Origin of the sequence: Williamsia herbipolensis (genome assembly GCF_000964005.1) — a bacterium.
Lineage (GTDB): Bacteria > Actinomycetota > Actinomycetes > Mycobacteriales > Mycobacteriaceae > Williamsia_A > Williamsia_A herbipolensis.
In genome coordinates, this window is record NZ_JXYP01000021.1 from 132,684 (window position 1) to 159,410 (window position 26,727).

General features: G+C 69.9%; 23 protein-coding genes. 1 reads left to right on the top strand and 22 read right to left on the bottom strand.

Features of this window, described 5'->3' with window-relative positions; genetic code table 11:
• The first annotated feature begins 34 nt into the window (after positions 1-34).
• On the top strand, positions 35-724 hold the full coding sequence (locus TU34_RS11870; protein WP_045823071.1) for a TetR/AcrR family transcriptional regulator: 690 nt from the start codon (positions 35-37) through the stop codon (positions 722-724).
• Here TU34_RS11870 and ileS read toward each other — a convergent pair.
• The 22 genes from ileS to TU34_RS11980 form a co-directional block, all read right to left on the bottom strand.
• A complete protein-coding gene (ileS, locus tag TU34_RS11875) occupies positions 713-3,928 on the bottom strand; it encodes an isoleucine--tRNA ligase (protein WP_045823072.1) in 3,216 nt (1,071 codons plus the stop codon). The two genes, TU34_RS11870 and ileS, sit on opposite strands and share 12 nt — an antisense overlap.
• Before the next feature lie 277 nt (positions 3,929-4,205).
• Positions 4,206-4,838, bottom strand: a complete 633-nt coding sequence (locus TU34_RS11880; protein WP_045823073.1) for a hypothetical protein — start codon at positions 4,836-4,838, stop codon at positions 4,206-4,208.
• 81 nt (positions 4,839-4,919) lie between these two features.
• Positions 4,920-5,768, bottom strand: coding sequence for a DivIVA-like cell division protein Wag31 (wag31, locus tag TU34_RS11885; protein ID WP_045823074.1), 849 nt, complete (start codon positions 5,766-5,768; stop codon positions 4,920-4,922).
• Positions 5,769-6,085: 317 nt separating this feature from the next.
• Complete coding sequence (locus tag TU34_RS11890) at positions 6,086-6,370, bottom strand: YggT family protein (protein WP_045823075.1); 285 nt, start codon at positions 6,368-6,370, stop codon at positions 6,086-6,088.
• Positions 6,371-6,427: 57 nt separating this feature from the next.
• Positions 6,428-7,168 (bottom strand): cell division protein SepF, encoded by a 741-nt coding sequence (locus tag TU34_RS11895; RefSeq protein WP_045823076.1) that lies wholly within the window; start codon positions 7,166-7,168, stop codon positions 6,428-6,430.
• Between the two features lie 88 nt (positions 7,169-7,256).
• A complete protein-coding gene (locus TU34_RS11900; protein ID WP_045823284.1) occupies positions 7,257-7,988 on the bottom strand; it encodes a YggS family pyridoxal phosphate-dependent enzyme in 732 nt (243 codons plus the stop codon).
• Between the two features lie 50 nt (positions 7,989-8,038).
• Positions 8,039-8,782 (bottom strand): peptidoglycan editing factor PgeF, encoded by a 744-nt coding sequence (gene pgeF / locus TU34_RS11905; RefSeq protein ID WP_045823077.1) that lies wholly within the window; start codon positions 8,780-8,782, stop codon positions 8,039-8,041.
• Position 8,783: 1 nt separating this feature from the next.
• The gene (ftsZ, locus tag TU34_RS11910; protein ID WP_045823285.1) at positions 8,784-9,944 is read right to left on the bottom strand and encodes a cell division protein FtsZ; all 1,161 of its coding nucleotides are present in this window, start codon (positions 9,942-9,944) and stop codon (positions 8,784-8,786) included.
• 223 nt (positions 9,945-10,167) lie between these two features.
• Entirely contained in the window at positions 10,168-10,980 is an 813-nt protein-coding gene (locus tag TU34_RS11915) for a cell division protein FtsQ/DivIB (protein ID WP_052688880.1), read from the bottom strand.
• Positions 10,977-12,476, bottom strand: a complete 1,500-nt coding sequence (locus TU34_RS11920) for a UDP-N-acetylmuramate--L-alanine ligase (RefSeq protein ID WP_150116517.1) — start codon at positions 12,474-12,476, stop codon at positions 10,977-10,979. Before TU34_RS11920 ends, TU34_RS11915 begins: the two co-directional genes overlap by 4 nt.
• A 53-nt stretch (positions 12,477-12,529) precedes the next feature.
• Entirely contained in the window at positions 12,530-13,663 is a 1,134-nt protein-coding gene (gene murG / locus TU34_RS11925) for an undecaprenyldiphospho-muramoylpentapeptide beta-N-acetylglucosaminyltransferase (protein ID WP_045823079.1), read from the bottom strand.
• The gene (ftsW, locus tag TU34_RS11930) at positions 13,660-15,339 is read right to left on the bottom strand and encodes a putative lipid II flippase FtsW (RefSeq protein WP_082080197.1); all 1,680 of its coding nucleotides are present in this window, start codon (positions 15,337-15,339) and stop codon (positions 13,660-13,662) included. Before ftsW ends, murG begins: the two co-directional genes overlap by 4 nt.
• Positions 15,336-16,964 carry a UDP-N-acetylmuramoyl-L-alanine--D-glutamate ligase gene (murD, locus tag TU34_RS11935; protein ID WP_082080198.1) on the bottom strand — a complete coding sequence of 543 codons (1,629 nt, stop codon included), beginning with the start codon at positions 16,962-16,964 and terminating at the stop codon, positions 15,336-15,338. Before murD ends, ftsW begins: the two co-directional genes overlap by 4 nt.
• A complete protein-coding gene (gene mraY, locus TU34_RS11940; protein ID WP_045823080.1) occupies positions 16,957-18,054 on the bottom strand; it encodes a phospho-N-acetylmuramoyl-pentapeptide-transferase in 1,098 nt (365 codons plus the stop codon). The genes murD and mraY overlap by 8 nt, the downstream gene beginning before the upstream one ends.
• Positions 18,055-18,106: 52 nt before the next feature.
• Positions 18,107-18,619, bottom strand: a complete 513-nt coding sequence (locus TU34_RS11945) for a glutamate ligase domain-containing protein (protein WP_065973575.1) — start codon at positions 18,617-18,619, stop codon at positions 18,107-18,109.
• Positions 18,616-20,241: a UDP-N-acetylmuramoyl-L-alanyl-D-glutamate--2,6-diaminopimelate ligase gene (locus TU34_RS11950; RefSeq protein ID WP_045823081.1), complete on the bottom strand. Its 1,626-nt coding sequence runs from the start codon at positions 20,239-20,241 to the stop codon at positions 18,616-18,618. Before TU34_RS11950 ends, TU34_RS11945 begins: the two co-directional genes overlap by 4 nt.
• A gap of 137 nt (positions 20,242-20,378) precedes the next feature.
• Entirely contained in the window at positions 20,379-22,313 is a 1,935-nt protein-coding gene (locus tag TU34_RS11955) for a peptidoglycan D,D-transpeptidase FtsI family protein (RefSeq protein ID WP_082080200.1), read from the bottom strand.
• A 138-nt stretch (positions 22,314-22,451) separates the two neighbouring features.
• Entirely contained in the window at positions 22,452-23,411 is a 960-nt protein-coding gene (gene ftsL, locus TU34_RS11960) for a cell division protein FtsL (protein WP_052688881.1), read from the bottom strand.
• 85 nt (positions 23,412-23,496) lie between these two features.
• A complete protein-coding gene (gene rsmH, locus TU34_RS11965) occupies positions 23,497-24,543 on the bottom strand; it encodes a 16S rRNA (cytosine(1402)-N(4))-methyltransferase RsmH (protein WP_082080249.1) in 1,047 nt (348 codons plus the stop codon).
• Between the two features lie 176 nt (positions 24,544-24,719).
• Complete coding sequence (gene mraZ / locus TU34_RS11970; RefSeq protein ID WP_045823082.1) at positions 24,720-25,151, bottom strand: division/cell wall cluster transcriptional repressor MraZ; 432 nt, start codon at positions 25,149-25,151, stop codon at positions 24,720-24,722.
• Between the two features lie 406 nt (positions 25,152-25,557).
• A complete protein-coding gene (locus TU34_RS11975) occupies positions 25,558-25,965 on the bottom strand; it encodes a DUF3040 domain-containing protein (RefSeq protein ID WP_045823083.1) in 408 nt (135 codons plus the stop codon).
• Between the two features lie 137 nt (positions 25,966-26,102).
• Positions 26,103-26,588 (bottom strand): SAV_6107 family HEPN domain-containing protein, encoded by a 486-nt coding sequence (locus TU34_RS11980; protein WP_045823084.1) that lies wholly within the window; start codon positions 26,586-26,588, stop codon positions 26,103-26,105.
• Positions 26,589-26,727: the final 139 nt, after the last annotated feature.

The following is a 26,727-nucleotide window of genomic DNA, read 5'->3' on the forward strand; positions in this document are numbered from 1 at the left end:
GAGCACTGCTCTCATTTCTGGCAGGATGGTGCCCATGCAGTCAGACGCACCGTCGACCCCCCGCGCTGCGGCACGGGCTCAGACCGAGCAGGACATCATCCGGGTGGGTCGGGAACACCTCGCCGCACACGGCGCCGCGTCGCTGTCGTTGCGTGCGGTCGCCCGCGACCTCGGCATGGTGTCCTCCGCGGTGTACCGCTACGTGCGCAACCGCGACGACCTGCTGACGTTGCTGGTCGTCGACGCCTACGACGAATCCGCCGACCGCGTCGAGGCCGCCCTCGCCGCGACACCCGCCGACGCCGGGACACGGGAGCGCATCCGGGTGGCCGCGCATGCACTGCGGACATGGGCGGTCGCCGAACCGTCGCGGTACGCGCTCATCTACGGCAGCCCGGTCCCGGGCTACTCCGCCCCGGGCGAGCAGACCACGGGCCCGGGCACCCGCTTCGTCGCGTTGCTGCTCCGGGAACTGCGCGACACCGTGGTCGACGCACCGTCACCGATCTCCGCGGGACTGGCCGCCGAATTCGACGCCATCAACATCGAATTCGGCCTCGAACTGGATCAGGCGACACTGGCCGTCGGCACCTGCCTGTGGTCGGTGGTTCTCGGCGCGATCAGCCTCGAGGTGTTCGGCCAGTACGGCGCCGACACCTTCGCGCGGCCGGAGGATCTCTTCGACCTCCAGCTCACCACCGTGGTGACCCGGCTACTGCCCTGACCGGCTGATCGACGCGACGACACCGTCGCCCAACTCGACCGACGAGCCGCGCACCTCCTCGGGTGCGACGACCTCGAGAGCGGTGGCGAGCACCTCGCCCGCGATCAGGTCGCGGTGACGCTGCGCCCACGCACTGCGTTCGGCAGGCACCCCGAGTTCCACGCTGATGCGGTCGGACACGTCGAGCCCCATGGTCCGCCGCGCCTCCTGCAGTTCGCGCACACGGTCCTTCGCCCAGCCCTCGGCCTCGAGATCCTCGGTGACCGCGGTGTCGAGCACCACCAGTCCCCCACCGGACGGCAGTTCGGCGGTCGAACTCGGCTCCACCGCGACGAGTTTGCGGGTGAACTCGCCACCGGTCAGCTCGATGCCGTCGGCGACGACCTTCTCCGACACGATCCCGTCGGCATCACTGACGGTGGCCAGCGACCAGTTCCCCGACTTGATGGCCTTGATCGCCTTCTGGACGTCCTTGCCCAATCGCGGTCCGGCGACGCGCGCGTTGACGACCACCTCGACACGACCGTAGGCGTCGGCGTCGTCGGCGAGGTGCACGGCCTTGACGTTCATCTCGTCGGCGATCAGCGCGGTGTAGTCGGCCAGACGCGCCGCAGATGGACCGGCAACGGTCAACGCGGGCAACGGGAGTCGGACCCGCAGGTTGTTCGCCTTGCGCAGACTCGACGCCGTCGAACACACACCCTGCACCTCGTCCATGGCGGCGACGAGCTCGGCGTCGGCGGGGAGTTCGTCGGCGCGCGGCCAGTCCGCGAGGTGCACCGACCGCTCGCCGGTGAGCCCGCGCCACATGGCCTCGGTCATCAACGGCAGCAGCGGAGCGGCGAGTCGGCACGCCACCTCCAACACCGTGTAGAGCGTGTCGAAGGCGTCCGATTCGGTGTCCTGCCCGGCCCAGAACCGTTGGCGTGAACGCCGGACGTACCAGTTGGTCAGCGCCTCGCAGAGCTCGCGGAACGCGTCGCACGCCCCGGACACGTCGTAGGTCTCCAACGCGGTCGTCATCGCCTCCCGCGTCGCGGCCAGCTTCGCCAGGATGTAGCGGTCGAGCACGTGCGTCGAATCAGTCCGCCACGTCGCGGGCCGGTCGGCGTAGAGCGCGAGGAAGCTGTAGGCGTTCCACAGCGGCAGCATGGCCTGGCGCACACCCTCGCGGATGCCGCGCTCGGTGACGATGAGGTTGCCGCCCCGCAGGATCGGCGACGCCATCAGGAACCACCGCATCGCGTCGGAGCCGTCGCGGTCGAACACCTCGTTGACGTCGGGGTAGTTGCGTTTGGACTTGCTCATCTTCTGGCCGTCGTCACCCAGCACGATGCCGTGGGCCGCCACGGTGCGGAACGCCGGCCGGTCGAACAACGCGGTCGCGAGCACATGCAGGTTGTAGAACCACCCCTTGGTCTGGCCGTTGTACTCGACGATGAAGTCACCCGGGTTGTGCGGCTCCAGACCGGACTCGGGGTTCCCGTCGAACCAGTCACGGTTCTCGAACGGATAGTGCACCTGGGCGTACGGCATCGAGCCCGACTCGAACCAGCAGTCGAGCACCTCGGGCACCCGACGCATGGTCGAGCGCCCGGTCGGGTCGTCCGGGTTCGGTCGGGTCAGCTCGTCGATGTACGGCCGGTGCAGGTTCGTCGGACGCACACCGAAGTCACGCTCGAGGTCGTCCAGCGACCCGTACACATCGACACGCGGGTACGCCTCGTCGTCGGACATCCACACCGGGATCGGCGCGCCCCAGTAGCGGTTTCGGCTGATGTTCCAGTCCTTGGCACCCTCGAGCCACTTGCCGAACTGGCCGTCGCGCAGGTGCGCAGGCGACCAGGTGATCTGCTTGTTCAGCTCGAGCATTCTCGGCTTGAACTCGTTGACCGCGACGAACCACGACGGGACGGCCATGTAGATCAACGGCTTTCCCGACCGCCACGAGTGGGGGTAGGAGTGCTCGATGGTCTCGTGGCGCAGGATCCGTCCGGTGCCCTTGAGGTCCTTGATGATGACCGGGTTGGCGTCGAAGACCATCAGGCCCTCGTACGGCGGCACCAGCGAGGTGAACTTGCCACCGGGATCGAGCGGCTGCACGACCTCGATGCCGTTCGCCGTCGCGAGCTCCATGTCCTCCTCACCGAACGCCGGTGCGAGATGGACGATCCCGGTGCCGCTGTCGGTGGTGACATAGTCCCCGAGCAGCGTTCGGTGTGAGTTCGGGTGACCGGCGAAGAAGTCGAATGGCGGGGTGTAGGTCGCATCGGCGAGGTCGCGACCGATGTAGGTGGCCAGCACCTCGGGGTCCTCACCGAGTTCGCGCGCGTAGACGCCGACCCGCGCCGAAGCGAGCAGATACTGCTCGCCGTCGGATCCCCGCACATGCGAGTACTCGACGTCCGGGTTGACCGCGATCGCCAGGTTGGACGGGAGCGTCCACGGCGTGGTGGTCCAGATGAGCGCGTTGACGCCGAGCAGGGCGTCGGGAACGCCACCGGTCAGCGGCATCGACACCGTCACCGCCGGGTCCTGGCGCATCTTGTAGGCGTCGTCGAGCTTGCTCTCCTGATTGCTCAGCGGGGTCTGCTCGTACCAGCTGTAGGGCAGCACCCGGTAGCCCTGATAGACGAGCCCCTTGTCGTGCAGGGACTTGAACGCCCACATCACCGACTCCATGAAGTCGATGTCGAGGGTCTTGTAGTCGTTGTCGAAGTCGACCCAGCGGGCCTGCCGGGTCACGTAGTCGCGCCACTCACCGGTGTAGCGCAGCACCGACTCCCGGCAGTAGTCGTTGAATTTTTCGACACCCATGGTCTCGATCTCGGACTTGTCGGTGATGCCGAGCTGGCGTTCGGCCTCCAGTTCGGCGGGCAGGCCGTGGGTGTCCCAGCCGAACCGACGGTCGACCTTCTTGCCGCGCATGGTCTGGAAGCGCGGGATGAGGTCCTTGACGTATCCGGTGAGCAGGTGGCCGTAGTGCGGGAGCCCGTTGGCGAACGGAGGTCCGTCGTAGAAGACGAACTCGTCGGCGTCGGATCGCTGCTGCACCGACGCGACGAAGGTGTCGTCGGCGGCCCAGTAGTCGAGAACGCGGGTCTCGAGGTCGGGGAAGGACGGCACGGCCGAACCGGTGCCCGCGACGTCGACGATCGGATAGACGCGACGCTGCTGGGGGGTCGATGCGGGGTCGGTGCTCACTGCGGTTCTCCTCGTGCCGGTGGGCGTCGCGCTGCGACGCTGGGCACGGGGACGACGAGTGTTCGCCGCGGTACCACCCCGCTTGCACCGGTGGATCTCCGGTGCCGCTCACCGACCTCATCGGTTCTGTCGATCCGATGGGTCTGCGGCTGTGTCGGGCCGCTCCCGTCCGGTTCTACTGCGACGCCGCCCGGTCGTGGTGGTGTCGGTTCTTCCGGATGCTCCCCGGTGATGGCCGGATCAATGCGGGTCCAGTGTAGACGGTGTCCGACGCCGGTCAGTCCGCCGCGTGGCGATGCCGGCGGGGTGCCGACTCCTCCGTGTCGGTGTCCGGCCCGACGACCGTCGCGGTCTCGGGATCGTCGCCGGAGTGTCGGGTGTGCCGTCGCGGTGCGGCGGGGGTGAGCCACGGCATCGTCGACGGCGGGTCGGTGTCGCGCCGGACATGCGCGTGGGTGTCGACGGGCTCGTCGTCGGGGCTCTCGTGCCGGCCGTGGTGGGCGGCCACATACGCGGCTGCCACCTGTGCGTCGGTGGCCGACGACGGGCGTTCGACCTCGGCCGGTGCCGAGGGCTCGGGGTGATCCGCGGCGGGGTCCGGCACCGGCTCCTCGACGACCCGGGGCATCTCGGTGGTGATCGTGGTGTCCGGGTCGTCGTCGGTGAGAGCATCCGACCTGTCGTCGGTGCCGGCCACAGATGTACGACGGGAGGGCCTCCGGGGCCACCTCAGCCGAGGACGCAGCCGTGCCAGGGACGGCCCGAGCCCGAGGATGTCGGCAAGGAGGAGCAGCGCCCCGAGGACACAGACGACGATGCAGGCGATCGCCAACCACAGGGTGCCGGTGACGAGTGCCACCACCAGGAGCCCGAAGCCCACCAGCGTGGCGACCAGCGCCGAGACGAGCACCGCGTTGACCTTTCCGCCGACTACCGGGGGCGAACCGACATCAGTCGATCCCGGCCCGCCACGGTTCTACCGACGGGGCCGTCAGTTGGAGGGCTTGGAGAATCCACCCGAGTTGGTGAACCCACCGTTGCCCGGGTCGGAGGAGAACGCGTCCCCGCCAGAGCGTGCGTTGTCGACCGGGGCCGCACTGCCTCGCTGCTGCAGCTCCTCGAGCTGCGACTCCAGGTAGGTCTTCAGACGGGTGCGGTACTCGCGCTCGAAGGTCTTGAGCTGCTCGATACGACCCTCGAGGACCGAACGCTGCTGGTTGATGGTGCCCATGATCTCGGTGTGCTTGCGCTCGGCGTCGGCCTGCAGCGCGTCGGCCTTCTCCTGCGCCTGGCGCGTGGTGGTCTCGGCGCGGGTCTGCGAGTCGGCCAGGATGGCCTCCGAGCGCTGGCGCGCGTCGGTGAGCATCGCCTCCGACTTCGACCGGGCGTCGCCGATCATCGCGTCGGCGCGACCCCGCGCGTCGGCGAGCAACGACTCGGACTCGGTGGTCGCGTTCGCGGTGAGGCGATCGGCGGTGTCCTGGGCGAGGCTGAGCACCTTCGCCGCACGGACGTGGTGGTCCTCGCCGACCGGGGCGGCAGGTGCAGCAGGGGCTGCGGGCTCGGAGTACGCGGGGGCCTGGGCGGCACTGAACGCCTGCGTGGGCGCGGGCGCCTCCTCCTCACGCGGTGCCGAGGTGGCGTTCGAACGGGCCTGCGACAGATCGCCTTCGAGATCCTCGACGCGCTGCTTGAGTTCGGTGTTCTCCTCGAGCAGTCGAGCGAGCTCGGCCTCGACGAAGTCGAGGAACTGATCGACCTCGTCCTCGTTGTAGCCGCGCTTACCGATCGGCGGTTTGCTGAACGCGACGTTGTGCACATCAGCCGGTGTGAGCCGCATGTCGGTCCCCTTTAACAATGTTGTGGCGAGTGGTGGCCTGGTCTCGATGCGATCTCTCGCGGGACCTCGTTAACGATGCGTTGTGGAGGTCCACAGCTTCGTCAGTGTAACTGGCGTCCCATCCTGTCACATGAGAACCGTTCGTCGCACTTCGTCGAGCTTCTTCTCCGACAGGAGCGGATCATCTCCGCCGAGTACGTCGGATCGTCGCGCGAACTGGCTCTCGGTGTGCCCCTCCAGGATGACGGACTCCGGTCACAATATCCGGCGTCCGGCATTGTGCGATCACCCCGGTGGGGTCGATGAGCGATTCGGGGTCAGCCCGGTGCCACGAGGCTCATGCCGATCAGCACGACGATCATGGTGATCATCAGCGAGAGGTCGAGCCGAACCGGTCCCAACGGGATGGGCGGCAGGACCCGTCGCAACGCCTTGATCGGCGGATCGGTGGTGGTGAACACGCCCTCGATGACGACGACGGACACACCCGTCGGGCGCCATTCACGCGCGAACGTCCGCACCAGCTCGATCACCAGGCGGCCCAGCAGCAGCAACCAGAAGATGAAGAGCAGGTAGTAGATGACCTCTCGGGCTATCGTCACGCGTCAACTCTGCCTGATTCGGTCACGGGATGCCGAAAAGCGCAGCTCGCAGGGGTGTCAGCTGTGATTGTAGAAACCGGTCTCGGCCAGCTTGCGACGATCCTCGGGCGAGACGTCGACGTCGGCGGGCGAGAGCAGGAACACCTTGGTGGCCACTTTGTCGAACGTGCCACGCAGGGCGAAGGCGAGCCCGGCGGCGAAGTCGACGAGGCGCTTGGCGTCGTCGTTGCTCATCTCGACCAGATCCATGATGACGGGGCTGCCGTCGCGGAAGCGCTCGCCGATCGTCCGGGCCTCGCTGTAGTCACGCGGGCGCAACGTGGTGATCTTCGCCAACGGGTTCCCCTCCTCGAAGACGCGATCCATCGTGTCGATGGCCAGTGCGCCACGGGTGGCCACCCGGCCGGCCGAGGCCCGCGAGACGCCGCCACGGGCACCCAGCGGCTCCAGGCGTCCCGATCGGCCGAGGCGCTCCATGGGCACGCCACGATCCCCCGCGAGTGAGGTGTGGGTCTGGGCCGCGCGAACCGGACCCGCGTAGGCGTAGTCGGGCACGTGGTCGTAGGTCTGATCGAACTGTGCGGCACCCTCGTACTGCGCCATCTCGTCCTCGTATTCGCGCATGCCGTGGTCGACACCGGCGAACCCGCGCTGCGGCGCGCGCCCGTAGTACTCGTCGCGGTACTCGCGCTCGTAGGGGTCGCGTCGGGTCGCGCCGGGCTCGTCGAGGTAGTCGTCCTCGTAGTCGCCGGGCGGGACCATGCCGAAGTACGCCTTGAACCGCTGCATCGTGGTCATGTTGCTGCCTTCCTCACCGTCGGCGCGCCGTACGAGAGCGATTGTGAAAAGTGGTGTCGCTGGTTCTCATGTGGCTCATATGGTTTAGCTACGGGGAGCGTATCGGCCGCGCGCCCATGATCGCGGTACCGACACGCACGCAGGTGGAACCGTTGCGGACGGCCTCGTCGAGGTCACCGGACATCCCAGCCGAGAACTCGACGGCATCCGGACGGTGGTCGAGGAAACCCGCACGGATCGACGCGGCCCGCTCCATCCACACCTCGGGCGTCTCCGACTGCGGTGCGATCACCATCAGACCCCGGAGACGCAGATGGTCGCACCCGGCGACGTGATCGGCGAGCGCCTCGAGATCATCGACGACCACTCCGCCGCGGTCGGGATCGGAGTCGAGGTTGAGCTGCAACAACACCTCGAGAGGGGTGTGCCGGTCACCGTCGTCGAGTGCGGCGGCCACGGCGGTGTCGAGTGCGTCGGCGAGCCGTTCGGAGTCCAACGAATGGACCCGGTCGGCCCAGCGGCCGACGGTCTTGGCCTTCTTGCGCTGAATCTGCCCGATCATGTGGAACGCCAGGGACTCGGCGGTGTCGGTGCGCAGTTCCGCCGCCTTGCGGCCGGCCTCGGGTTCCCGCGATTCGCCGAAGGCACGCACACCGAGTCCGATCAGCGCGCGGACGTCTGCGGCGGGGAAGAACTTGGTGACGACGAGCAGGTCGACGTCGTCGACATCACGCCCGGCAGCCGTGCATGCCCGCGCCAGCCGTGCGCGTGCGGCGTCGAGGTTGTCGGAGAGCTCGGCGACCCGCTCTGGGGTCGCGATCTGCGGTGCAGCGGTGGTGTCGTCGTCCGCTAGGTGATCGTCGGCGGGGCTCACGGCGCGACGCCGGACGTGTCGTTCCAGATCACCGAGGCCAGGCGCCCGGTGGGGGCGCCGCGACGGTGACTGAACAGTGTGCGGTCGGAGATCGTGCACCGGGGATCGATCGCCACGCCGGAGACACCCGCCTCCAGCAGCTGCCGTCGGATCCCTGCACGGAGGTCGAGCCCCGGGGTGCCCTTCGTGGTGCGCGATGCACTGCCGGGCAGATGCTTCTCCACGTCGCGCTGCATGGCGGCCGGCACCTCGTACTGCTCACCGCTCGCCGCGGGACCCAGGAACGCCCCGATGCGGGAGAGCTCGGCACCCTGGTCGGTCATCGCCTCGAGAACTCGGCGGATGATCCCCACCCGTGCACCGACACGGCCGGCGTGCACGGCGGCGATCACACCGGCGGCGTCGTCGCTCAACAACACCGGCACGCAGTCGGCCGTCACGACCACCAGCGCGAGGTCGGTTGCGGTCGTGACCAACGCATCGGTCGCCGGGACCGGACCGTCGACGGGTCCGTCGACCACGGTCACGGTGGGACTGTGGATCTGCTCCATCCACACCATCCGCGCGGGCGCCACACCGATCCGCTCGGCCAGACGCAGACGGTTGGCGCGTACGGCGGCGGGATCGTCCCCGACATGATCGCCGAGGTTGAACTCGTCGTACGGAGCGAGTGACACACCACCTCGGCGGGTGGTGGTCACCCGACGGACCCGGCCGACCCGACCCGGGGCCGTCGTCACGTCAGCGCTTCATGAAGGGCGGGACGTCCACATCGTCGTCGTCGTCGAGGGTGACGGCGTTGCGGCGTGGGGCCGGTGCGTCGGCGAACGGGTCGCCCGCGGAGCGATCGGCGAAGGCCGACTCGGCGGCGGGTGCCGCCGTCGACGAGGAGACGTTGCCGGCGGTGGCCGAGCCGACGGCTCCCCGGCCGGAAGCGGTGCGGATCCGCGACGGTGCACCGGCATCGAACCCGGCCGCGATCACCGTGACCCGGACCTCGTCGCCGAGGTTGTCGTCGATGACCGTGCCGAAGATGATGTTCGCGTCCTCGTGCGCGGCCTCCTGGACGAGGGTCGCGGCGTTGTGGATCTCGAACAGCCCGAGGTCACTGCCACCGGCGATCGACATCAGCACGCCGCGGGCGCCCTCCATGGACGCTTCGAGCAGTGGCGAGTTGATAGCGGCCTCGGCGGCCTTCTTCGCGCGGTCCTCGCCGCGGGACGACCCGATGCCCATCAGCGCGCTGCCCGCGTCCTTCATGACGCCCTTGACGTCGGCGAAGTCGACGTTGATCAGGCCGGGCGTGGTGATGAGGTCGGTGATGCCCTGCACACCGTTGAGGAGGACCTCGTCGGCGCTGCGGAACGCGTCCATGAGCGACACGGCGGCGTCGCCGAGCTGCAGCAGACGATCGTTGGGGATCACGATGAGGGTGTCGCAGGACTCACGCAGCGACGAGATGCCCTCGTCGGCCTGGCCGCCGCGGCGCTTGCCCTCGAACGAGAACGGGCGGGTCACGACGCCGACGGTCAGCGCCCCGAGCTTGCGGGCGATGCTCGCGACGACGGGGGCGCCACCGGTGCCGGTGCCACCGCCCTCGCCGGCGGTGACGAACACCATGTCGGCGCCCTTGAGCAATTCCTCGATCTCGTCCTTGGCGTCCTCGGCGGCGCGACGACCCACCTCGGGGTCGGCGCCGGCGCCGAGACCGCGGGTGGAGTCACGGCCGACGTCGAGTTTCACGTCGGCGTCGCTCATCAGCAACGCCTGCGCGTCGGTGTTGATCGCGATGAACTCGACACCCTTGAGGCCCTGTTCGATCATGCGATTGACGGCGTTCACGCCACCGCCGCCAATGCCGACGACCTTGATGACGGCCAGGTAGTTGTGCGGTGGCGTCATGTCACTCGCCTTCTGTGCGTGGATTGCTCCGCCCCGTGTGGGAACGGATGTCTGCCGCAGACCGCCACCGGCGACACCGGCGAACCGGATCGGAAAACCCTCAACCTCAACCACAGGCTTAGAGTTATGTCAAGTAGCGGACTGCTGGGACAAACGGTAGGCACCGAACCCAGCTCCGGCCAGCAAGCGCTCGGCGTGTCGCGGCCGCAATCCGGCCGCGGCGTCAGCGGAAGGTCGGGTACTCGGGTGACGAGACGTTGAACTGGGTGCCGTCGCGCGGCAACAGGTACTTCAGGGTGCGCGCCTTGTCGGCGGTGCGATCGGCGTCGCCCCACACCACGGTCCGGCGGTCGCGCAGGGTCAGGCGTACGTCGGCGGCCGAGGACGCCCCGACCTCGATGACCTGACGGCGTAGGACGTCGGGCAGCTCCGACACCACCTTCAGGGCGGCGAGGGTGGCGCGGTCCGACGACGACGGGTTGCCGATCGTGATCCGCGGCACCGGCGGCAACTGCTTCTGCGAGGCGAAATCGACACCACCGACATCGAGCAGATGGGAGGCGCCGTCGCGGATGACGAACGCCACGGCGACGCGTTCGACGACGTCGATGTCGATACCCGACGGGTAGCTGCGGGTGACGCGGACGGACTTGATGCGCGGGATGGCGGCGACGCGCTCGGCGGCAGGACGCGTGTCGACCTGGAGCAGGGGCGTGCCGAGCGCGATCCGCGACGCGGCGACGATGCTCGCCGGGTCCACGGCCGATTCGCCGCTGACCGAGATCGACCGCACCGACATGAGCGGCGTCGCATAGGCGACCACGCCGGCGGCGATCACGAGGACGATCGCGGCGATGGTCCCCAGGAGCTTGCGGGTGCCGCGCACAGGGCGCCGTCCACGGCGCGGGCGACGTCGTCGTTCGCGTTCGTCGGTGTCGTCGTCGAGGAGGTCGTCGGCGTACCCGTCGTCCAGGTCGGCGTCGTCCACATCGGCGTCGTCGACGTCGGGATCGTAGGTGCTGGTGGTGCGGCTCATGGTGTCTCTCCTCGCCTGCGCAGCGCTTCGACGATCTCGGGGCCCTGCATGGTGATGTCGCCGGCCCCCAGGGTCAACACCACGTCACCCGGCGCCGCGAGGTCGGCCACCAGTTCGGCGACCTGCGAGAGATCGGGCGCGAAGACGACCGGGACGGTGACGAGATGGGCGATGGTCCGCCCGCTGATGCCGTCGAGCGGTTGTTCGCGCGCGCCGTAGACGTCGAGGACCACGACCTGGTCGGCGATGTCGAGCGCCTCGGCGAACTCCGCGGCGAACGTGGCTGTGCGCGAGTAGAGATGGGGCTGGAACACCGCGACGACGCGGCCGGTTCCGGCGGCGGCGACCAGCTCGCGGGCCGCGGTCAGCACCACCCGCACCTCGGTCGGGTGGTGGGCGTAGTCGTCGTACACCGCGACGTCACCCACACGACCGCGCAGCTGGAACCGTCGGTGGACCCCGGTGAAGCTCTCCACCCCGGCGATCACGCCGTCGGTCGGCGCGCCCGCCGACACCGCCGCCGCGATCGCGCCGAGGGCGTTGAGCGCCATGTGGACTCCCGGGACACCGAGGGCCACCAGGTGTTCGGAGTCCTCCCCCCGGCCCGCCGTGCCGGAGGCGCGCGAGCCGCCCGTGCCGGAGGCGCGCGAGCCGCCCGTGCCGGAGGCGAGCATTCCTCGCAGGGTGATGGCGGCCTGTCCCCCGACGCCGTGGACGTTCCAGCTGCGCAGGACCGCCGCGTGGTCGACCTCCGGGACACGATCGGCGAAGGTGCCTGCGCCGTAACCGATCACCCGCACCCCACGATCGAGCAGGCGGTGCACACTGCGGGCGGCGAGGTCGACCGATCCCGGGTCGTCGAGGCAGACCACCACGACGCCACCGGGTTCGGTCCGTTCGAGGAACTCGTCGAACACCGCCACGTAGGCCTCGGTGGTCCCGAAGTGGTCGAGGTGGTCGGATTCGACGTTGGTGATGACGACCACGTCGGGTCGGTACTGCAGCAACGAGCCGTCGCTCTCGTCGGCCTCGGCCACGAAGACGGCGCCGGTGCCGTGGTGGGCGTTGGTCCCGGATTCGTTGAGCTCGCCGCCGACGGCGAACGACGGGTCGAGCCCGCAGTGCTGCAACGCCACGACCACCATCGACGTCGTGGAGGTCTTGCCGTGGGTGCCCGCGATCAGCGCGGTGCGGTAGCCCTCCATCAGGGTGGCGAGCACCGCGGGGCGCAGCGTCACGGGGATACCCCGCCGATGTGCCTCCACCAGTTCGGGATTCGTCTTCGGGATCGCCGCGTGGGTGGTGACGACGACGGTGGGACCGCCGTCGAGCTGGTCGAGCGCCGAGGCGTCGTGGCCTATACGGACCATGGCCCCGCGGGTGCGCAGCGCCTTCACGCCACGGCCGTCCTTCGCGTCCGATCCCGACACCTGCGCGCCCCGGGCGAGGAGGATCCGCGCGAGTCCCGACATCCCGGCACCGCCGATACCCACCATGTGGACCCGGGCGAGTTCGGCGGGCAACGCGGGCACGGGCGGCGTCGGGGGCGTCACGACGACCCCCGCCGCGCCCGGGCGGCGTCGAGTCCTGCCTGTGCGACGGCGGCGGCCGCGTCGCGGTGCCCGACCTGACGGGCGCCCTGCGACATCACCGCAAGGCGGTCGGGGTCGCCGAGGAGACCGGGCACGGTGTCGGCGACCCACTGCGCGGTCAGGTCCGCGTCGTCGAGCAACACACCGCCGCCGGCCTCGACGACGGGCAGCGCGTTCAGACGCTGCTCGCCGTTGCCGTGGGGCAACGGGACGTAGACGGCGGGCAGACCGGTGGCGGAGATCTCGGCGACGGTCATCGCGCCGGACCGGCAGATCACGAGATCGGCTGCGGCGTAGGCGAGATCCATGCGTTTGAGATAGCCGACCGAGACGTACGGGGGCGCCCCGGGCGGCGACGACGGTGCCACGGTGTTCTTCGGACCGTGCGCGTGCAGTACACCGATCCCGGCTCGACCGAGTGCGTCGGCGGAGTCGGCGACCGCCTCGTTGATGGTGCGCGCGCCCTGCGATCCACCGAAGGCGAGCAGGGTCGGCGCATCGGGGTCGAGTCCGAAGTAGTGACGGGCCTGGGCGCGGGTGGCGGCACGGTCGAGGCTCGCCAGGGATCCACGCACGGGGATGCCGACCACCTCGGCGTCGAGGCCGGAGCCGTCGACGGCGGCGAGGACCCGGTCGGCGAAACGCGCACCGACCTTGTTGGCGATGCCTGCGCTGGCGTTCGCCTCGTGGATCACCACCGGGATCCGCGAGCGACGCAGGACGTGTCCCCGCGCGGCGAGGTACGCCGGCAGCGCCACGTACCCGCCGAAGCCGATGACCACGTCGGCGTCGACGGCGGCGAGGATGCGTCGGGTGGCGCGCACCGACGACCGCAGACGCAGCGGGACCGAGAACAGGTCGCGATTGACCTTCCGCGGCAGCGGGACCGGCGGGATCATCTCGAGGGTGTAGCCGCGGTCGGGCACGAGGGTGCGTTCCAGCCCACGCGGTGTCCCCAGGGCGGTGATGCGTGCGTCGGGCTCGATCGCCCGGATCGCGTCGGCCACGGCCAGGGCCGGCTCGATGTGGCCGGCGGTGCCACCCCCGGCCACCACGACCGAGATCGGCCCGTCGCGGTCGGTGCGGCTCACCGGCGGTACCTCGGGCTCACGGTGCCGTCGTGACGCGAAGCGCGGGCCGTCGGCATCGCCTCCGGGTAGGTGCGGTAGCGCACGCGCGGGGCCGAACGGCCCTGTCCCCCGGTGTCGTATCGGCGTGGACGTCCGGCGTCGTGGGCGTCGGCCCCGTACCACTCGGGGGCGTATCGGGTGCTCGGGTACTCCGCGCGTGCCCGGACGCTACGGCCCGACCGTGCGCCGCGGCGACCGGTGGGTTCGGGATGGGGTGCGGAGGCACCGAACCCGAAGTAGGCGGCCGGCCCGCGGCGGGCGGTGCGGCGGTCGGGGGGGCGGGGATCGGTCGCGGCGGTGCGGACTCGCGGGGGTGCGGTGCGCGACGGCAGACCCGACGGATCGGCCAGGCGGTCGCGGCGCGCGCGCCAGGCCTGGACGCGCGGTGCCGCGTACGACTCGGGTTGCGGCAGGCGCAGGAACCGGCCGATGCGTCCGTCACCTCCCGCGGCGAGCGCGGCGACGGCCTCGGGTTCGTGGCGCGCGGCGTTGGCGAGCAGGCCCAACATCACCAGGACGGTGAACGTCGACGTACCTCCGGCCGACAGCAGGGGCAGCTGGATACCGGTGACCGGGAGCAGGCCGATGACGTAGCCGATGTTGATCAGTGCCTGGGCGCTGATGAGCACGGTGATGGTCGCGGTCATCATCCGCAGGAAGGGGTCGACGGCCCGCAGTGCGATGCGCAGTCCGACGAAGGCCAGCAGGACGAACAGTCCGATGACCAGCAACCCGCCCAGCAGGCCCAGTTCCTCGCCGATGATCGCGAAGATGAAGTCGTTGTGGGCGTTGGGCAGATAGTTCCACTTCGCGCGGCTCTGCCCGAGACCCTGACCGAACAGTCCGCCGTTGGCGAGCGCGTACCGGGCCTGTCGCGCCTGGTATCCCGCACCCTGCGGGTCGTCGATGTTGCCCAGGAAGCTCTGCACGCGCTCGGAACGGTATCCCTCGACCATCGCGAGCACGATCGCCATGGCCGCGCCGGAGACCACGAAGATCGCGAAGACCTTGAGGTGCAGGCCGGCGAACCACAGCAGGGTGCCGACGATGATGGCGATGGTGATGGTCGTCGAGAGGTTGGGCTCGAGGATGATCAGCGTGCAGATGAGCATCGCGACCGGCACCAGCGGGACCAGCAACTCCTTGAGCGACGCGTGGTCACGCAACCGCGCGGAGAGCAGGTGGGCCCCCCACACGCAGAGGGCCAGCTTCACGAGTTCGGAGGGCTGGATCGAGAGGCCGCCGACCACGAACCAGCGCTGCGCGCCCTGGCTCTCGGTGCCGACGCCCGGGATGAGGACCAACGCGAGCAGCAGCGTGGTCACGAAGATCGACGGCACCGCGAGGCGACGCATGAACCGCACCGGGATGCGCAGTGCGACATAGAACAGCACCGTGCCGAGGATCGCGAACACCACCTGGGTGGTGAACAGGCCGTAGGCCGAGCCGCTCTTGGAGTAACCCTCCACCGACGACGCCGAGAGGACCATCACCAGGCCGAACACGGTGAGGATCACCGTGAGCGTCACGATCAGGTGGAACGACGCGAGCGGCCTGCGCAGGACGGCGTCGATGACGCCGCGCGGGCCGTCCCACCACGCTCCGGCGCGGCGTACGCCGTCGGACGCGGCGGTCATCGGCGTACCGACGAGTCGCTCGGGCCCGCCGGGGTGGCACCGATCGCGACGGCGGCCCGCGCGAAGGAGTCACCGCGCACCCCGTAGCCGGCGAACATGTCGAGGGAGGCCGCGGCCGGGGCGAGCAACACGGCATCGGGCCGGCCACCGGCGGCGCGGTCGGACTCGATCATCGACCAGGCCGCGACGAGAGCCGCATCCATCACGCGGTCGGCCGCGGGCGCCTCGTCGCTGCGTCGCGTGTCGGCCTCGTGGGCCGAGCGGGCGGCGGCACGGGCGGCCTCGACGCCGTCGGACGGGGCGGTCGCGAGGCCGTCGACGGCGGGTGGCGCGAGCGGCGTGGCTGTCACCCGGCCATCGTCCCCTGTGAACAGTGTGACTGTTGGGATTGCAGGGGCGTGTCGCGCAATCGCCGACGCCACCAGCTCGCGGTCGGTACCGATCGCCACCACACCGGCCAGTCGATCGGCCGTCGCGGCGAACAGATCGTCGACCGCGGCACCCTTCAGCAGTCCGCCGGCCACCAGGACCACACGCTCGTGCGCGTCGATCGACGCGTGCGCCGCGTGGGGGTTCGTCGCCTTCGAGTCGTCGACGAACGCCACCCCGTCGAGCGTGGCGACGGTCTCACCCCGGTGACGGCCCGGGACGAAACCGGCGAGCCCGACCGCGACGGCATCGATGTCGACGCCCACGGCCAGACACAGCGCTGCGGCCGCGGCGGCGTCGACGATCCCCGACGGACCGGCCGGGCGGATGTCGTCGATGGGCAGGATGGTGCGCGGCGACTCCCCCGGCGCGGTGAACGCGCGGTCGGTGAGGACACCGGCCTCGACACCGATGTCGTCGCCGATCGGAGCGCCGACGCGCACGCCGATCGTGCGGGCGCCCGGCGTCGTGGCCGACAGTGCGCCCGCGACGGGGTCGTCGGCGCCGACCACCGCGATCGGTCCGCGCAGGGCGCCGACCTTCGCCGTGACGTAGGCATCCATCGAGCCGTGCCAGTCGAGGTGGTCCTCGGCGATGTTGAGCACGACACCGGCGTCGGGGACCACCGACGGCGCCCAGTGCAACTGGAACGACGACATCTCGACGGCCAGGATCTCGACCCGCGGTGTGCGGGTGAGGGCGTCGAGCACCGGCAACCCGATGTTGCCGCAGGCGGCCACCGTGTGCGGCGACGCCTCGACGATGGCCTCGACCATCGAGGTGGTGGTGGTCTTGCCGTTGGTCCCGGTGATGACCACCCAGGTCCGTCGTGGGCCGAGGAGTCCGGATGCGTCCACGCGCCAGGCGAGTTCGACCTCACCCCAGATAGGTATCCGCGCGGCGCGAGCGGCGAGCACCAGCGGCGAGTCGGGCCGGAACCCCGGTGACACGACCAGGAGGTCGGCCCGCAGGTCGGCGACCGCGGCGTCGACGCTCACCACCGCGACACCGGCGTCGGCGAGGGCCGCACCTGACGCGGGTCGGCCGTCGGCGACGGTCACCACCGCGCCGTGTGCGGCGAGGAACCGGGCGGCCGACGCGCCCGCGGTCCCGGCTCCGGCGACGACGACGCGCAGACCGGGGAGATCGGGCAGCGTCGCGGGAGCAGCGGCGCCTCCTCGGCTCACCTCACCCACCGTTGGACGTCAGGAACTCGCTGTAGAAGAGCGACAGGCCCAGCGCGCACGCGATCGCGGTCAGCAGCCAGAACCGGATGATGACCGTGGTCTCCGCCCAGCCACCGAGCTCGAAGTGGTGGTGGAAGGGCGCCATGCGGAACACCCGTCGCCCGGTGGTGCGGAAGAACGCGATCTGCATGACCACCGAGACGATCTCGGCGACGAAGAGCGCGCCGACCACGACCATGAGCAGCTCGGTGCGGGTGGTGATCGACAGCCCCGCGAGCATGCCACCCAGCGCCAGCGAGCCGGTGTCACCCATGAAGATCTTCGCCGGTGCGGCGTTCCACCACAGGAAGCCCAGGCACGCGCCACCACCGGCCACCGCGATCAGCGCGAGGTCGAGGGGGTCGCGCACGTTGTAACAGCCCGCGCTGACCTCCGTGCCCGCCTTGGGGCCACCCGAGCATGCGTTGCGGTACTGCCAGAAGGTGACGAGCACGTACGAGCCGAGGACCATCGCCATCGAACCGGCGGCCAGGCCGTCGAGACCGTCGGTGAAGTTGACCGCGTTCGACCACGCGGCGACGACGAGCCAGCAGAAGATGACGAAGGCGACCGAGCCGAGGGTGACCGCGTTGATGTCGCGGACGTACGACAGCTTCACGCTCGCCGGCGCGTCACCGTTGCCGTTGCGGAACTGCAGGGCCAGCACGCCGAACAGCAGGGCGGCGACGAGCTGCCCGACCGATTTGGCGGTCTTGTTGAGGCCGAGGTTGCGTTGCTTGCGGATCTTGATGAAGTCGTCGAGGAACCCGACGCCGCCGAGGACGGTCGCGAGCGAGAGCACCAGGATCCCCGAGGCACTCGGACCCTGACCGCCGTTGATGAGACCGGTGAGGTGCGACGCCCAGTAGCCCGCCCACAGGGCGGCGATGATGGCGACGCCACCCATCGACGGGGTGCCGCGCTTGGTCTGGTGGCTCTGGGGACCCTCGACGCGGATCTCCTGCCCGAAACCCTGGCGCGAGAACACCCGGATGAGCACCGGGGTCAGCAGGATCGACACCGCGAGCGCGACCGCGCCCGCTATCAGGATCTGCGTCACCTTCTCGTCTCCGTCCGGGGTCGTCTCGAGGGCAGTGTCTCGGGTGGGTGGGTCAGCGTTCGGTCCCGTCCGGGGACTCCACGAGTGTGGCCACACACCGTTGGTCATCCAACAGGTTGCGCGTGACCGCCGACAAATCGGATCCGTCGCCCGCGACGAGCACCACGTCGCCGTCGCCGATCTCGGCCACCAGCATCTCCACCGCGGCGTCGGCGTCGGCGACCATCCGCGCCTCGTCGCCCCACGAACCCTCCATCACCGCTCCCTGATGCAGCGCGCGCACGACACGGGTCTCACCCACCGCGATCACGATGTCGACGGCGAGTCGCACGGCCAGCCGACCCACCCGATCGTGGGCGACGGCACGGTCGTTGTCGGGTTCGGGGCCGTTCCATTCCCCGAGCACGGCCCAGCTGCGACCGCCGCCCGCGTCGCGGCCTCCCTCGCGGGCGGTCTGCACCAGCGTCCGCAGCGCGTCGCGCACGCGGTTCGTCGCCTCGTCGGTGCCCGACACCGCCGTCGTCGGGGCGCCGGCGAGGTCGATCACGCGGATGTGGGGGGTCATGTCGTCTCCTGACGGTCGGCGAGGGCCCGCCGCACCACGTCGCGGTCGTCGAAGGGGTGCTTCACGCCGGCGATCTCCTGCCCGCTCTCGTGGCCCTTGCCCGCGACGAGGACGGTGTCGCCGGCCCGCGCCCACGCGACCGCGTGGGCGATCGCGGCCGCTCGGTCACCGATCTCGACGATCGGCTCCGATCCGGTCGGTCGCTCGCCCCGCGCCACCTTCTCTGCGCCGGCTCGCACCTCGGCGCGGATGGCGGCGGGGTCCTCGTCGCGGGGGTTGTCGTCGGTCACGATCACCAGGTGGGCGCCCCGGGCCGCGGCCTCCCCCATCAGCGGACGTTTGCCTGTGTCGCGGTTGCCGCCGGCACCGACCACGACCGCGAGTCGACCGCTGGTCTGTCCCCGCAGGGTCGCGATGACCGCCTCGACGGCGGCGGGCTTGTGGGCGTAGTCGACGACAGCGAGGAAGTCCTGGCCCTCGTCGACCAGCTCGACACGACCCGGGACCGCGACCCCGGCGATGCCCGCGACGGCGTCGGTGATCGACACCCCGGCGGCGTCGGCGATGGCCAGCGCGATCAGGGCGTTGGCGACGTTGTACCGACCGGGAAGGGGCACCCGCAGGGTGTGTGGTGTGCCCTGGGGGTCGCGGACGGTGACGACCTGCGACCCGTCGTCGCGCAGCCGGGACGGTCCGGCGTACCAGTCGGCCGAGCTGTGGCGTGTCGACACGGTGACCACGCCGTGACCGACGATCTCCGACATCCTGGCACCCCACTCGTCGTCGACGCAGACGACCGATCGGTGGGCGTGCTCGGGCGAATCAGGCCGGAACAGACGAGCTTTCGCCTCGAAGTAGTCGACCATCGTGGGGTGGAAGTCGAGGTGGTCCTGCGAGAGATTCGTGAAACCGCCGATGGCGAAGGAACTCCCGCGGACCCGGCCGAGCTCGAGGGCGTGGCTCGACACCTCCATCACCACGGTGTCGACACCCTGTTCGCACATCGCGGCGAGCATCCCCTGCAGCGCGGGCGCCTCGGGGGTGGTGAGCGAACTGTCCTGGCGCACACCGGCGACGCGTGTCTCGACGGTGCCGATGAGTCCCACGGTCTGACCCGCGGCCATCAGGGCGGCCTCGGTGAGATAGCTCGAGGTGGTCTTGCCGGAGGTCCCGGTGATACCGATCAGACGCAGTCGCAGCGACGGGTTCCCGTACACGCGGGCGCTGAGGTCACCGAGGACGCTGCGCGGATCGGGATGGACGAGCAGTACGAACGACGGCGTCGGCGTGTCCGCGGCGGCCATCGCCTCGGTGACGAGCGCGGCACCGGCGGAGTCGGTGAGCACGGCCGCGGCGCCTGCGGAGATGGCCTGGGCGGCGAACTGCGCTCCGTGGGCGCGCGCGCCGGGCAGGGCCGCGAACAGATCTCCCGGGCGGGTGTCCTGTGCACGCAGGGTCACTCCGGTGACGCCGACGTCCGGTGACGCCGACCCGACGAGATCGATACGGGCGCCCGACGCGGCGGCCAGCGTGTCGACCCCGCAGGGTTCCACCCGGCCCGGTCGGGTCGGGTCGGCGGGCGCCGGGATCGGTTGCGGGTGTCGCGTCCCCGATTCGGTCATCGCGCACCCCTCTCGTTCGCCTCGTTCGCGGCGGGCGTCCCCGCACGAGTCCTGCTGTTCGGTCGAGCGACCGCCCGGCAGATCACCCTACGCGGCGTCGGTCCGGGTCCGGATCGTCGGCGACGGCGCGCCGGAGGTCAGACCGCCTGCAGGATCATCTTCGGTGTCGGGCTCGTCGAGAGCGGGACGCGGTCGCGCTGCAGCATCCACGCGGCGATGCTCTCGAACAGCGGTGCGGCCGACTGGCCACCCGATCCGTCGGTGCTCCGGGTCGGGCGGTCGAGCATGATGCCGACGACGAAGCGCGGGTTGTCGGCGGGCGTGATGCCCGCGAAGGTGATGTTGTAGTTCGAGTTGGAGTAACACCCGCAGTTGGGGTCCACCTGCTGTGCGGTACCCGTCTTCGCGCTGACCTGATATCCCGGTACCGCACCCTTCGATCCGGTGCCCTGCTGTTCACCGGTCGGATCCGACTGCACGATGGCACGGAACATGTTGCGCACGGTGGTCGCCGTCTGCGGGCTGACCACGCGCACACCCGCCGGCGGATCGGCGGCGTCGTCGCCGGTGGACTTGATGATCCGCGGGGCGACACGCAGCCCGTCGTTGGCGATCGTCTGGTACATGCTCGTCATCTGCAGCAGCGTCATCGAGAGGCCCTGTCCGATGGGGAGGTTGGCGAACGTACCCCCCGACCACTGGCTCCGGGCGGGAACGTCGCCCGCGCTCTCGCCGGGCAGGCCGACCTGCGTCCGCTGGCCGAGACCGAAGCGCTGCAACATGTTCGCGAACCGGTCCTGACCGACCTGCTTGGCCAGCATCAGCGTCCCGACGTTCGAGGACTTCCCGAAGATGCCGGTGGTGGTGTACGGCGCGACGCCGTGCACCCACGCGTCGCGCACGGTCACCCCGGCGAGATCGATGCTGCCCGGCACCTGGTGCACCTGCGTGGGATCGGTCAACCCGTATTCGATGGCCGCCGAAGCGGTCACGAGCTTGTTCACCGAACCCGGTTCGAACGGCGACGTCACCGGCAGGTCGCCCAACTGGGCGCTGCCCTGTTCGGCCAGCGGCTTCGCGGGGTTGAAGGTGTTGTCGTTGGCCATCGCGATCACCTCGCCGGTCTTGGCGTCGAGCACCACCGCCGAGGCGTTGCGGGCACCGGAGAGCTCCTTGGCCTTCTGCACCTGGTTCTGCACGAACCACTGCACGTCGGAGTCGATGGTCAGCTCGACGGTCTTGCCGTTCTCGGCCGGGTGCACGTTGCGGGTGCTGCCGGGGATCACCGCACCGTCGGAGCCGCGGTCATAGGTCTGTGAACCGTCGGTGCCCGCGAGCGCCGAGTCCATCGACGACTCCAGGCCGATCAGCCCGTTGCCGTCGAAGTCGACGTCGCCCACGATGTTCGCGGCGAGCGGGCCCCCGGGGTAGAGACGGATGTCCTGCCGTTCGGCACCGACCTCCGGGAACTCGTCGGTGATCTTTCCCGCCACCTCGGGGCTGACCGACCGCGCGAGGTAGACGAAGGGCTCGGAGCTGGCCAACTGCTGCTGGAGCGACTCCTGCGACACCGCGCCGCCGAGGAGATCGTGGACCCGGGAGGCGATCTGGCGGATCCGGGTCGCCGAGTCCGGCACCGACGGATCCTTGGCGTGGGCGGCGTCGATCGCCGCGCGCTCACGTACCGGCTGGAAGGTGAGGGCTCGCGCCTCGTCGGTGTAGGCGATGGGCTTGCCGTTGCGGTCGACGATGGCGCCCCGCTTGGCGGGCAACGTCTCGACCACGGCGCGCTGGTCGGCGGCCTGCGCCGACAGCGACGACGACTCGACCGTCTGCAACATCAACAGCTTTCCGGCAACCAACGCGACGGCGAGACCCATCACCAATGCACCGAGACGCGTTCGCGTGATGAACTGCCGCGCCCCGTCGCCGCGCGCGGTGACGCCGGCGTCGTCGCGGATACCCGCCGAGTACGCGCGGCGGGGCCGTGCCCGTGAGTCGGCACGGTTGGCCGCTCCGGACGCCGACTTGCGCGCGGCCGCCGGTGGTCGTCGTCGCTTGTCGGCGCTCATCGGCGACCGCGATCACTCGACGCGAGCACACCGGGACATGGCGCGTCGTCGACGCACATGCGAGAAGCTGACATGACCCAATTCTCCACTGTGTGAACGATTTCGGCCCGCATCACCATCGGCGTGGCGTGGTCGCGATCAGCGCGGGGTCTGCGAATCGGCCGAACCGGGCGCGGTCTGCACGGACCCCGACGGGGTGGTACCCGTTCGCGGCGCGCCCGAATTCGTGGACGGTGCAGCCGATCCCGAGGGCGCCGAATCGGCGGTGGGGTTCGGGGCCGTGGTGTTCGGAGCCGTCGCGCTCCCGGAGGCGCCCGGCAACACGTTCGAGGCCATCGGTTCGTCGGCCGCAGCTCCCGGCACCCCTGCCGACGCGGGGAGCGACGCGGTGTTGCCGGCGGTGGACGAACCCGGTTGCGGGGTCACGGCGGTGGGCCGACCGGCGTTCATCGACGGTGCCGCGGTCCCGGTGGCGGGCGCGATCTCGCCCTCGACACGGGTGCGACCGTCGGGTGCGACGACGAGACGTGGCACGTTGCTCGCCGGGATCATCCCCAATGCGGTTGCCTTGTCGGACAGTTCGGGTGCCGAGTCACCGGACTCGAAGGACTTCTTCAGGGCGTCCCGGCGGTCGATGAGCGTCTGGTTCTCCTGGCGTTTCGCGGAGAGTTCGTAGGACGTCTGTGCGGCGGTCGTCGACAGCCACAATGTGAGACCGAGACCGACGGCGAGGATCGCGACGACCAGGACGGCGAACGGCATCCGCCGCAACAGATCTGCGGGCGATGCGATGATACGGGCGAGGACGCCACCGGTCGGCCGTTCGCGGCGGTCGACGAGAGTGGTCGTCGACCGCTGGGTCGCGCGACGACGGCGGCGATCGATGGCACGCTGCGCCGCCGGAGACCGGTTCTCCCGCGGCCGGTCGGCGACACCGGTGCGATCGCGACGACGCCGCGTCCCCGATGCCGATCCGCCCGCCTCGTCGAGATCGGGATCCCAGTCGGTGTCCGTCGCATCGGAGTTCGGCGAACCGCTGTGGGGCGCATCGGTGTCGGTCGCCCCGGCGACGAACGCGCCTCGGTCTGCCACGGTCATCGCCGTACCTCCATCGTCACGACATCCGTCGCCGTCTCGTTCATCTCGTGCGTCGTGCGTGCGTCCTCGGGTGCCCGGGTCGCGCTCATCGAGGGGCCAGTCGTTCGATCGCGCGGAGTCGAACCGGAGCCGACCGCGGGTTCGACGCGATCTCGGTCTCGTCGGCACGCTCGGCCCCGCGGGTGACCAGCCGGTACTCGGGCGCGGTGCCGGGGAGGTCGAACGGCAGTCCGGGCGGCGTCGTCGAGGTCACCCGATGTGCGAACTCCCGCTTGACGATGCGGTCCTCGAGCGACTGGTAGCTCATCACCACCAGACGGCCACCCACGGCGAGGTGGTCGACGGCCGCAGGGATCGCCAGCTGCAGCGATTCCATCTCGCGGTTGACCTCGATGCGCAGCGCCTGGAAGGTGCGCTTGGCCGGGTGGCCACCGGTCCGACGGGTGGCCGCGGGGATCGCCCGATAGAGCAGCTCCACCAGTCGGGCGCTGGTGTCGAAGGGTTGGTGCTCCCGCTCACGGAGGACGGCCGAGGCGATCTTGCCCGCGAATCGTTCCTCGCCGTATTCCGACAGCACACGGGCGATCTCGCCGTGGGAGTAGGTGTTGAGGATGTCGGCGGCGGTCAGCGTGTCGTTGTCGTTCATCCGCATGTCGAGCGGGGCGTCGACGGAGTACGCGAACCCGCGATCGTGCTGGTCGAGCTGCATCGACGAGACGCCGAGGTCGAACAGGGCCGCGTCGTATCGGGTTCGACCGCTGTCGGTGAGGACATCGGCGATCTCGTCGTAACGTCGCCGGACGATGGTGACGCGATCGGCGAAGGGCGCCAACCGCTCCGACGCCGACGACACGGCGTTGCCGTCGCGATCGATGGCGATGATCGCGACGCCGGGGAACCGCTGCGCGACGAGTTCACTGTGGCCGCCGGCACCCAGTGTCGCATCGACGAACGTGGGGCCGGTGCCGTCGGGGGCGGTGTGCGTGAGGGCGGGAGCGATGAGGTCGATCATCCGGTCCGCCATCACCGGTATGTGACCGTGTTCGCCCGACTTGTGCTCCACCGGAGGCCTTTCGGAGTGGCTGCGCACTGCGGTGCGGGTCGATCGGACCGGTCGCCGGCAGCACGACATGACGTCGTGCTGTCGGCGCGGCCGGGAGGTCGCTGCGGTGAGTACGGGTCCCTGCCCGATGACGGACCTGGCGCTGGGGAAGTGCGCCAGGGACGTCTCGGGCAGAGGCCTGAACTCGCCGAGGCGAACCGGGCCGTGCGGTCCCGCCGAGGTCCTCCGGCGGCGGGACCCGGTGATCACAGGATGTTCTCCAGGGACGGGTTGTCGGCACGCGAGAAGCTCTCCTCGTGCTGGGACTCGTACTGCTCCCAGGCCTGGGCATCCCAGATCTCGACGTAGTCGTAGTTGCCGATCACCGCGCATTCCTTGGTGAGGCCTGCATAGGTCCGGTGCTTGGACGACAGGGTGATCCGTCCCTGTGCGTCCGGCACCATCTCCTCGGTGCTGGAGTTGAGATGACGCTGATACATCCGCGCCTTCTCGTCCACCTTGGACGCCGCGGCGGCTCGTTTCGCCCGCTCCACGAAGTCCTCGGGCAGGTAGATCGCGAGGCTGTGGTCCTGACCGCGAGTGACCATCATCCCTCCTGCCAACTGCTCTCGAAACTTCGCGGGAAGCGTGAGCCGCCCTTTGTCGTCCAACTTGTGCAGGTGTGTGCCGAGGAACATGTTCTCCCCACACCTCCTGCCGGGCGGAGTCGCGAGTCCGGCACTCTCTCCTCCGTGCACCACAGTACCCCACTTCGCCCCACTTTCCACCCCCAGATGGGCAGTGAGTTCGGACCGGAGTACAAAACAGCAGGTCAAAGATAGGAAAAGTGGTGGGGCGACCGGACGCCCGTCGGTCGATGCCGGTTCAGTCGACCTGGGCTTTCGTCATCAGAGAATGCCCACATCAGCCGCCGAGCGCCTGTGGGCGATCGCGGTGGAGGAAAGTGGGGATCGGTGGATACGCGGGGGACGCGGTGGCGGCCCGGCCGGCGGTCACCCCGAGAACGACGAAACCGCGCACCGGGAATCGGTGCGCGGTCTCGTGTGTGAGGTCAGTGCGGGACTGTCGAGGCCCCGCAGAGGATCATTCCTGTTCGAACCGTCGGTTGAAGCGCTCTTCCATCCGCTCACTGAACGAGCGTGAGCCGTTGCCCCGCGGACGACGTCCCGTCGAGGACTCCGAGGTGGCTCCCGACGCCGGCGGCGCGGACGAGCCGATGCCCCACAACGCGATGAGCCCGGCGGCGAACATGACGAGGAATCCGACGAGGCTGAGGATCGGGAACCCGCCGACCGTGACGTCGACGACCAGTCCGCCGATCAGCAACAGCAACCCCACGACGAACAGAACCGCGGCCTGCAGACGTTTACGCGTGGTCGACCCGCCGCGTACCCGCCGACGCCGGACATTCGACGCGAACTTGGGATCTTCGGCGTACAGCGCGTTCTCGATCTGTTCGAGCATTCGCTGCTCGTGCTCCGAGAGTGGCACCGCCCCTCCTTACAGCACTTCGGTCCGGTGACCGGACGGTGTCCAACGCATACCCGCGGCAGGTGTGTCGGGGTCGGTGGGCTCGTGTCGCGAGCCCTGGTGTCGATGATACGAGGTGATCGAGAAACCGACCACCATTACCCGGCTGAGAGTTCGGTCCGAGTCGCCGACCGGTGGCCTGCGGTCACCCGCGTCCCGTGCTCGAAGGCGACGACCTGCGCCCGCACGTCCTCCAGGAAGTCGGCGAGACGGGTCCGGGTGGCCTGCACACTCCGGGGATCGACATCGCGGACGACGCCCAGTTCGATGTCGGCTCGCAGACGCGAGAGCCCCGCGAAGTAGGTGGCCCAGGTGGTGAGCTCCGGCAGGGCCCGCGGCAGGCGCGCCCAGGCGCTGACCGGGCCCCGACGTGGGCGGGCGGTGGATTTCTCCCCGACCACCAGGGCGGCACCGGCCGCACGCAGGGCGGCGAGGTACAGCGCGCGGAGCTGCTCGGTCGGTTCGGGCGAGTCGTCCGCGTGCGCAGCCATGGCCTCGGCGCGACCGAGCAGTTCGCGGGCGCGCAGTGCGAGTCGTGGGTCGACCGTGGTGGTGCGCCGTGTCGTCGTACGTGTCCCCGTCATCGTCACACCCCTCTCGTGGTCTGTCTTCGTGTACCTGTGGAGGTTCAACCTCATCGGACGGATCAGTCATACCGCCGTCCACCGACAACGTGAGCAATGGAACAGCCGTTGCCCACCGGGACCCGGACGGACCGGACGA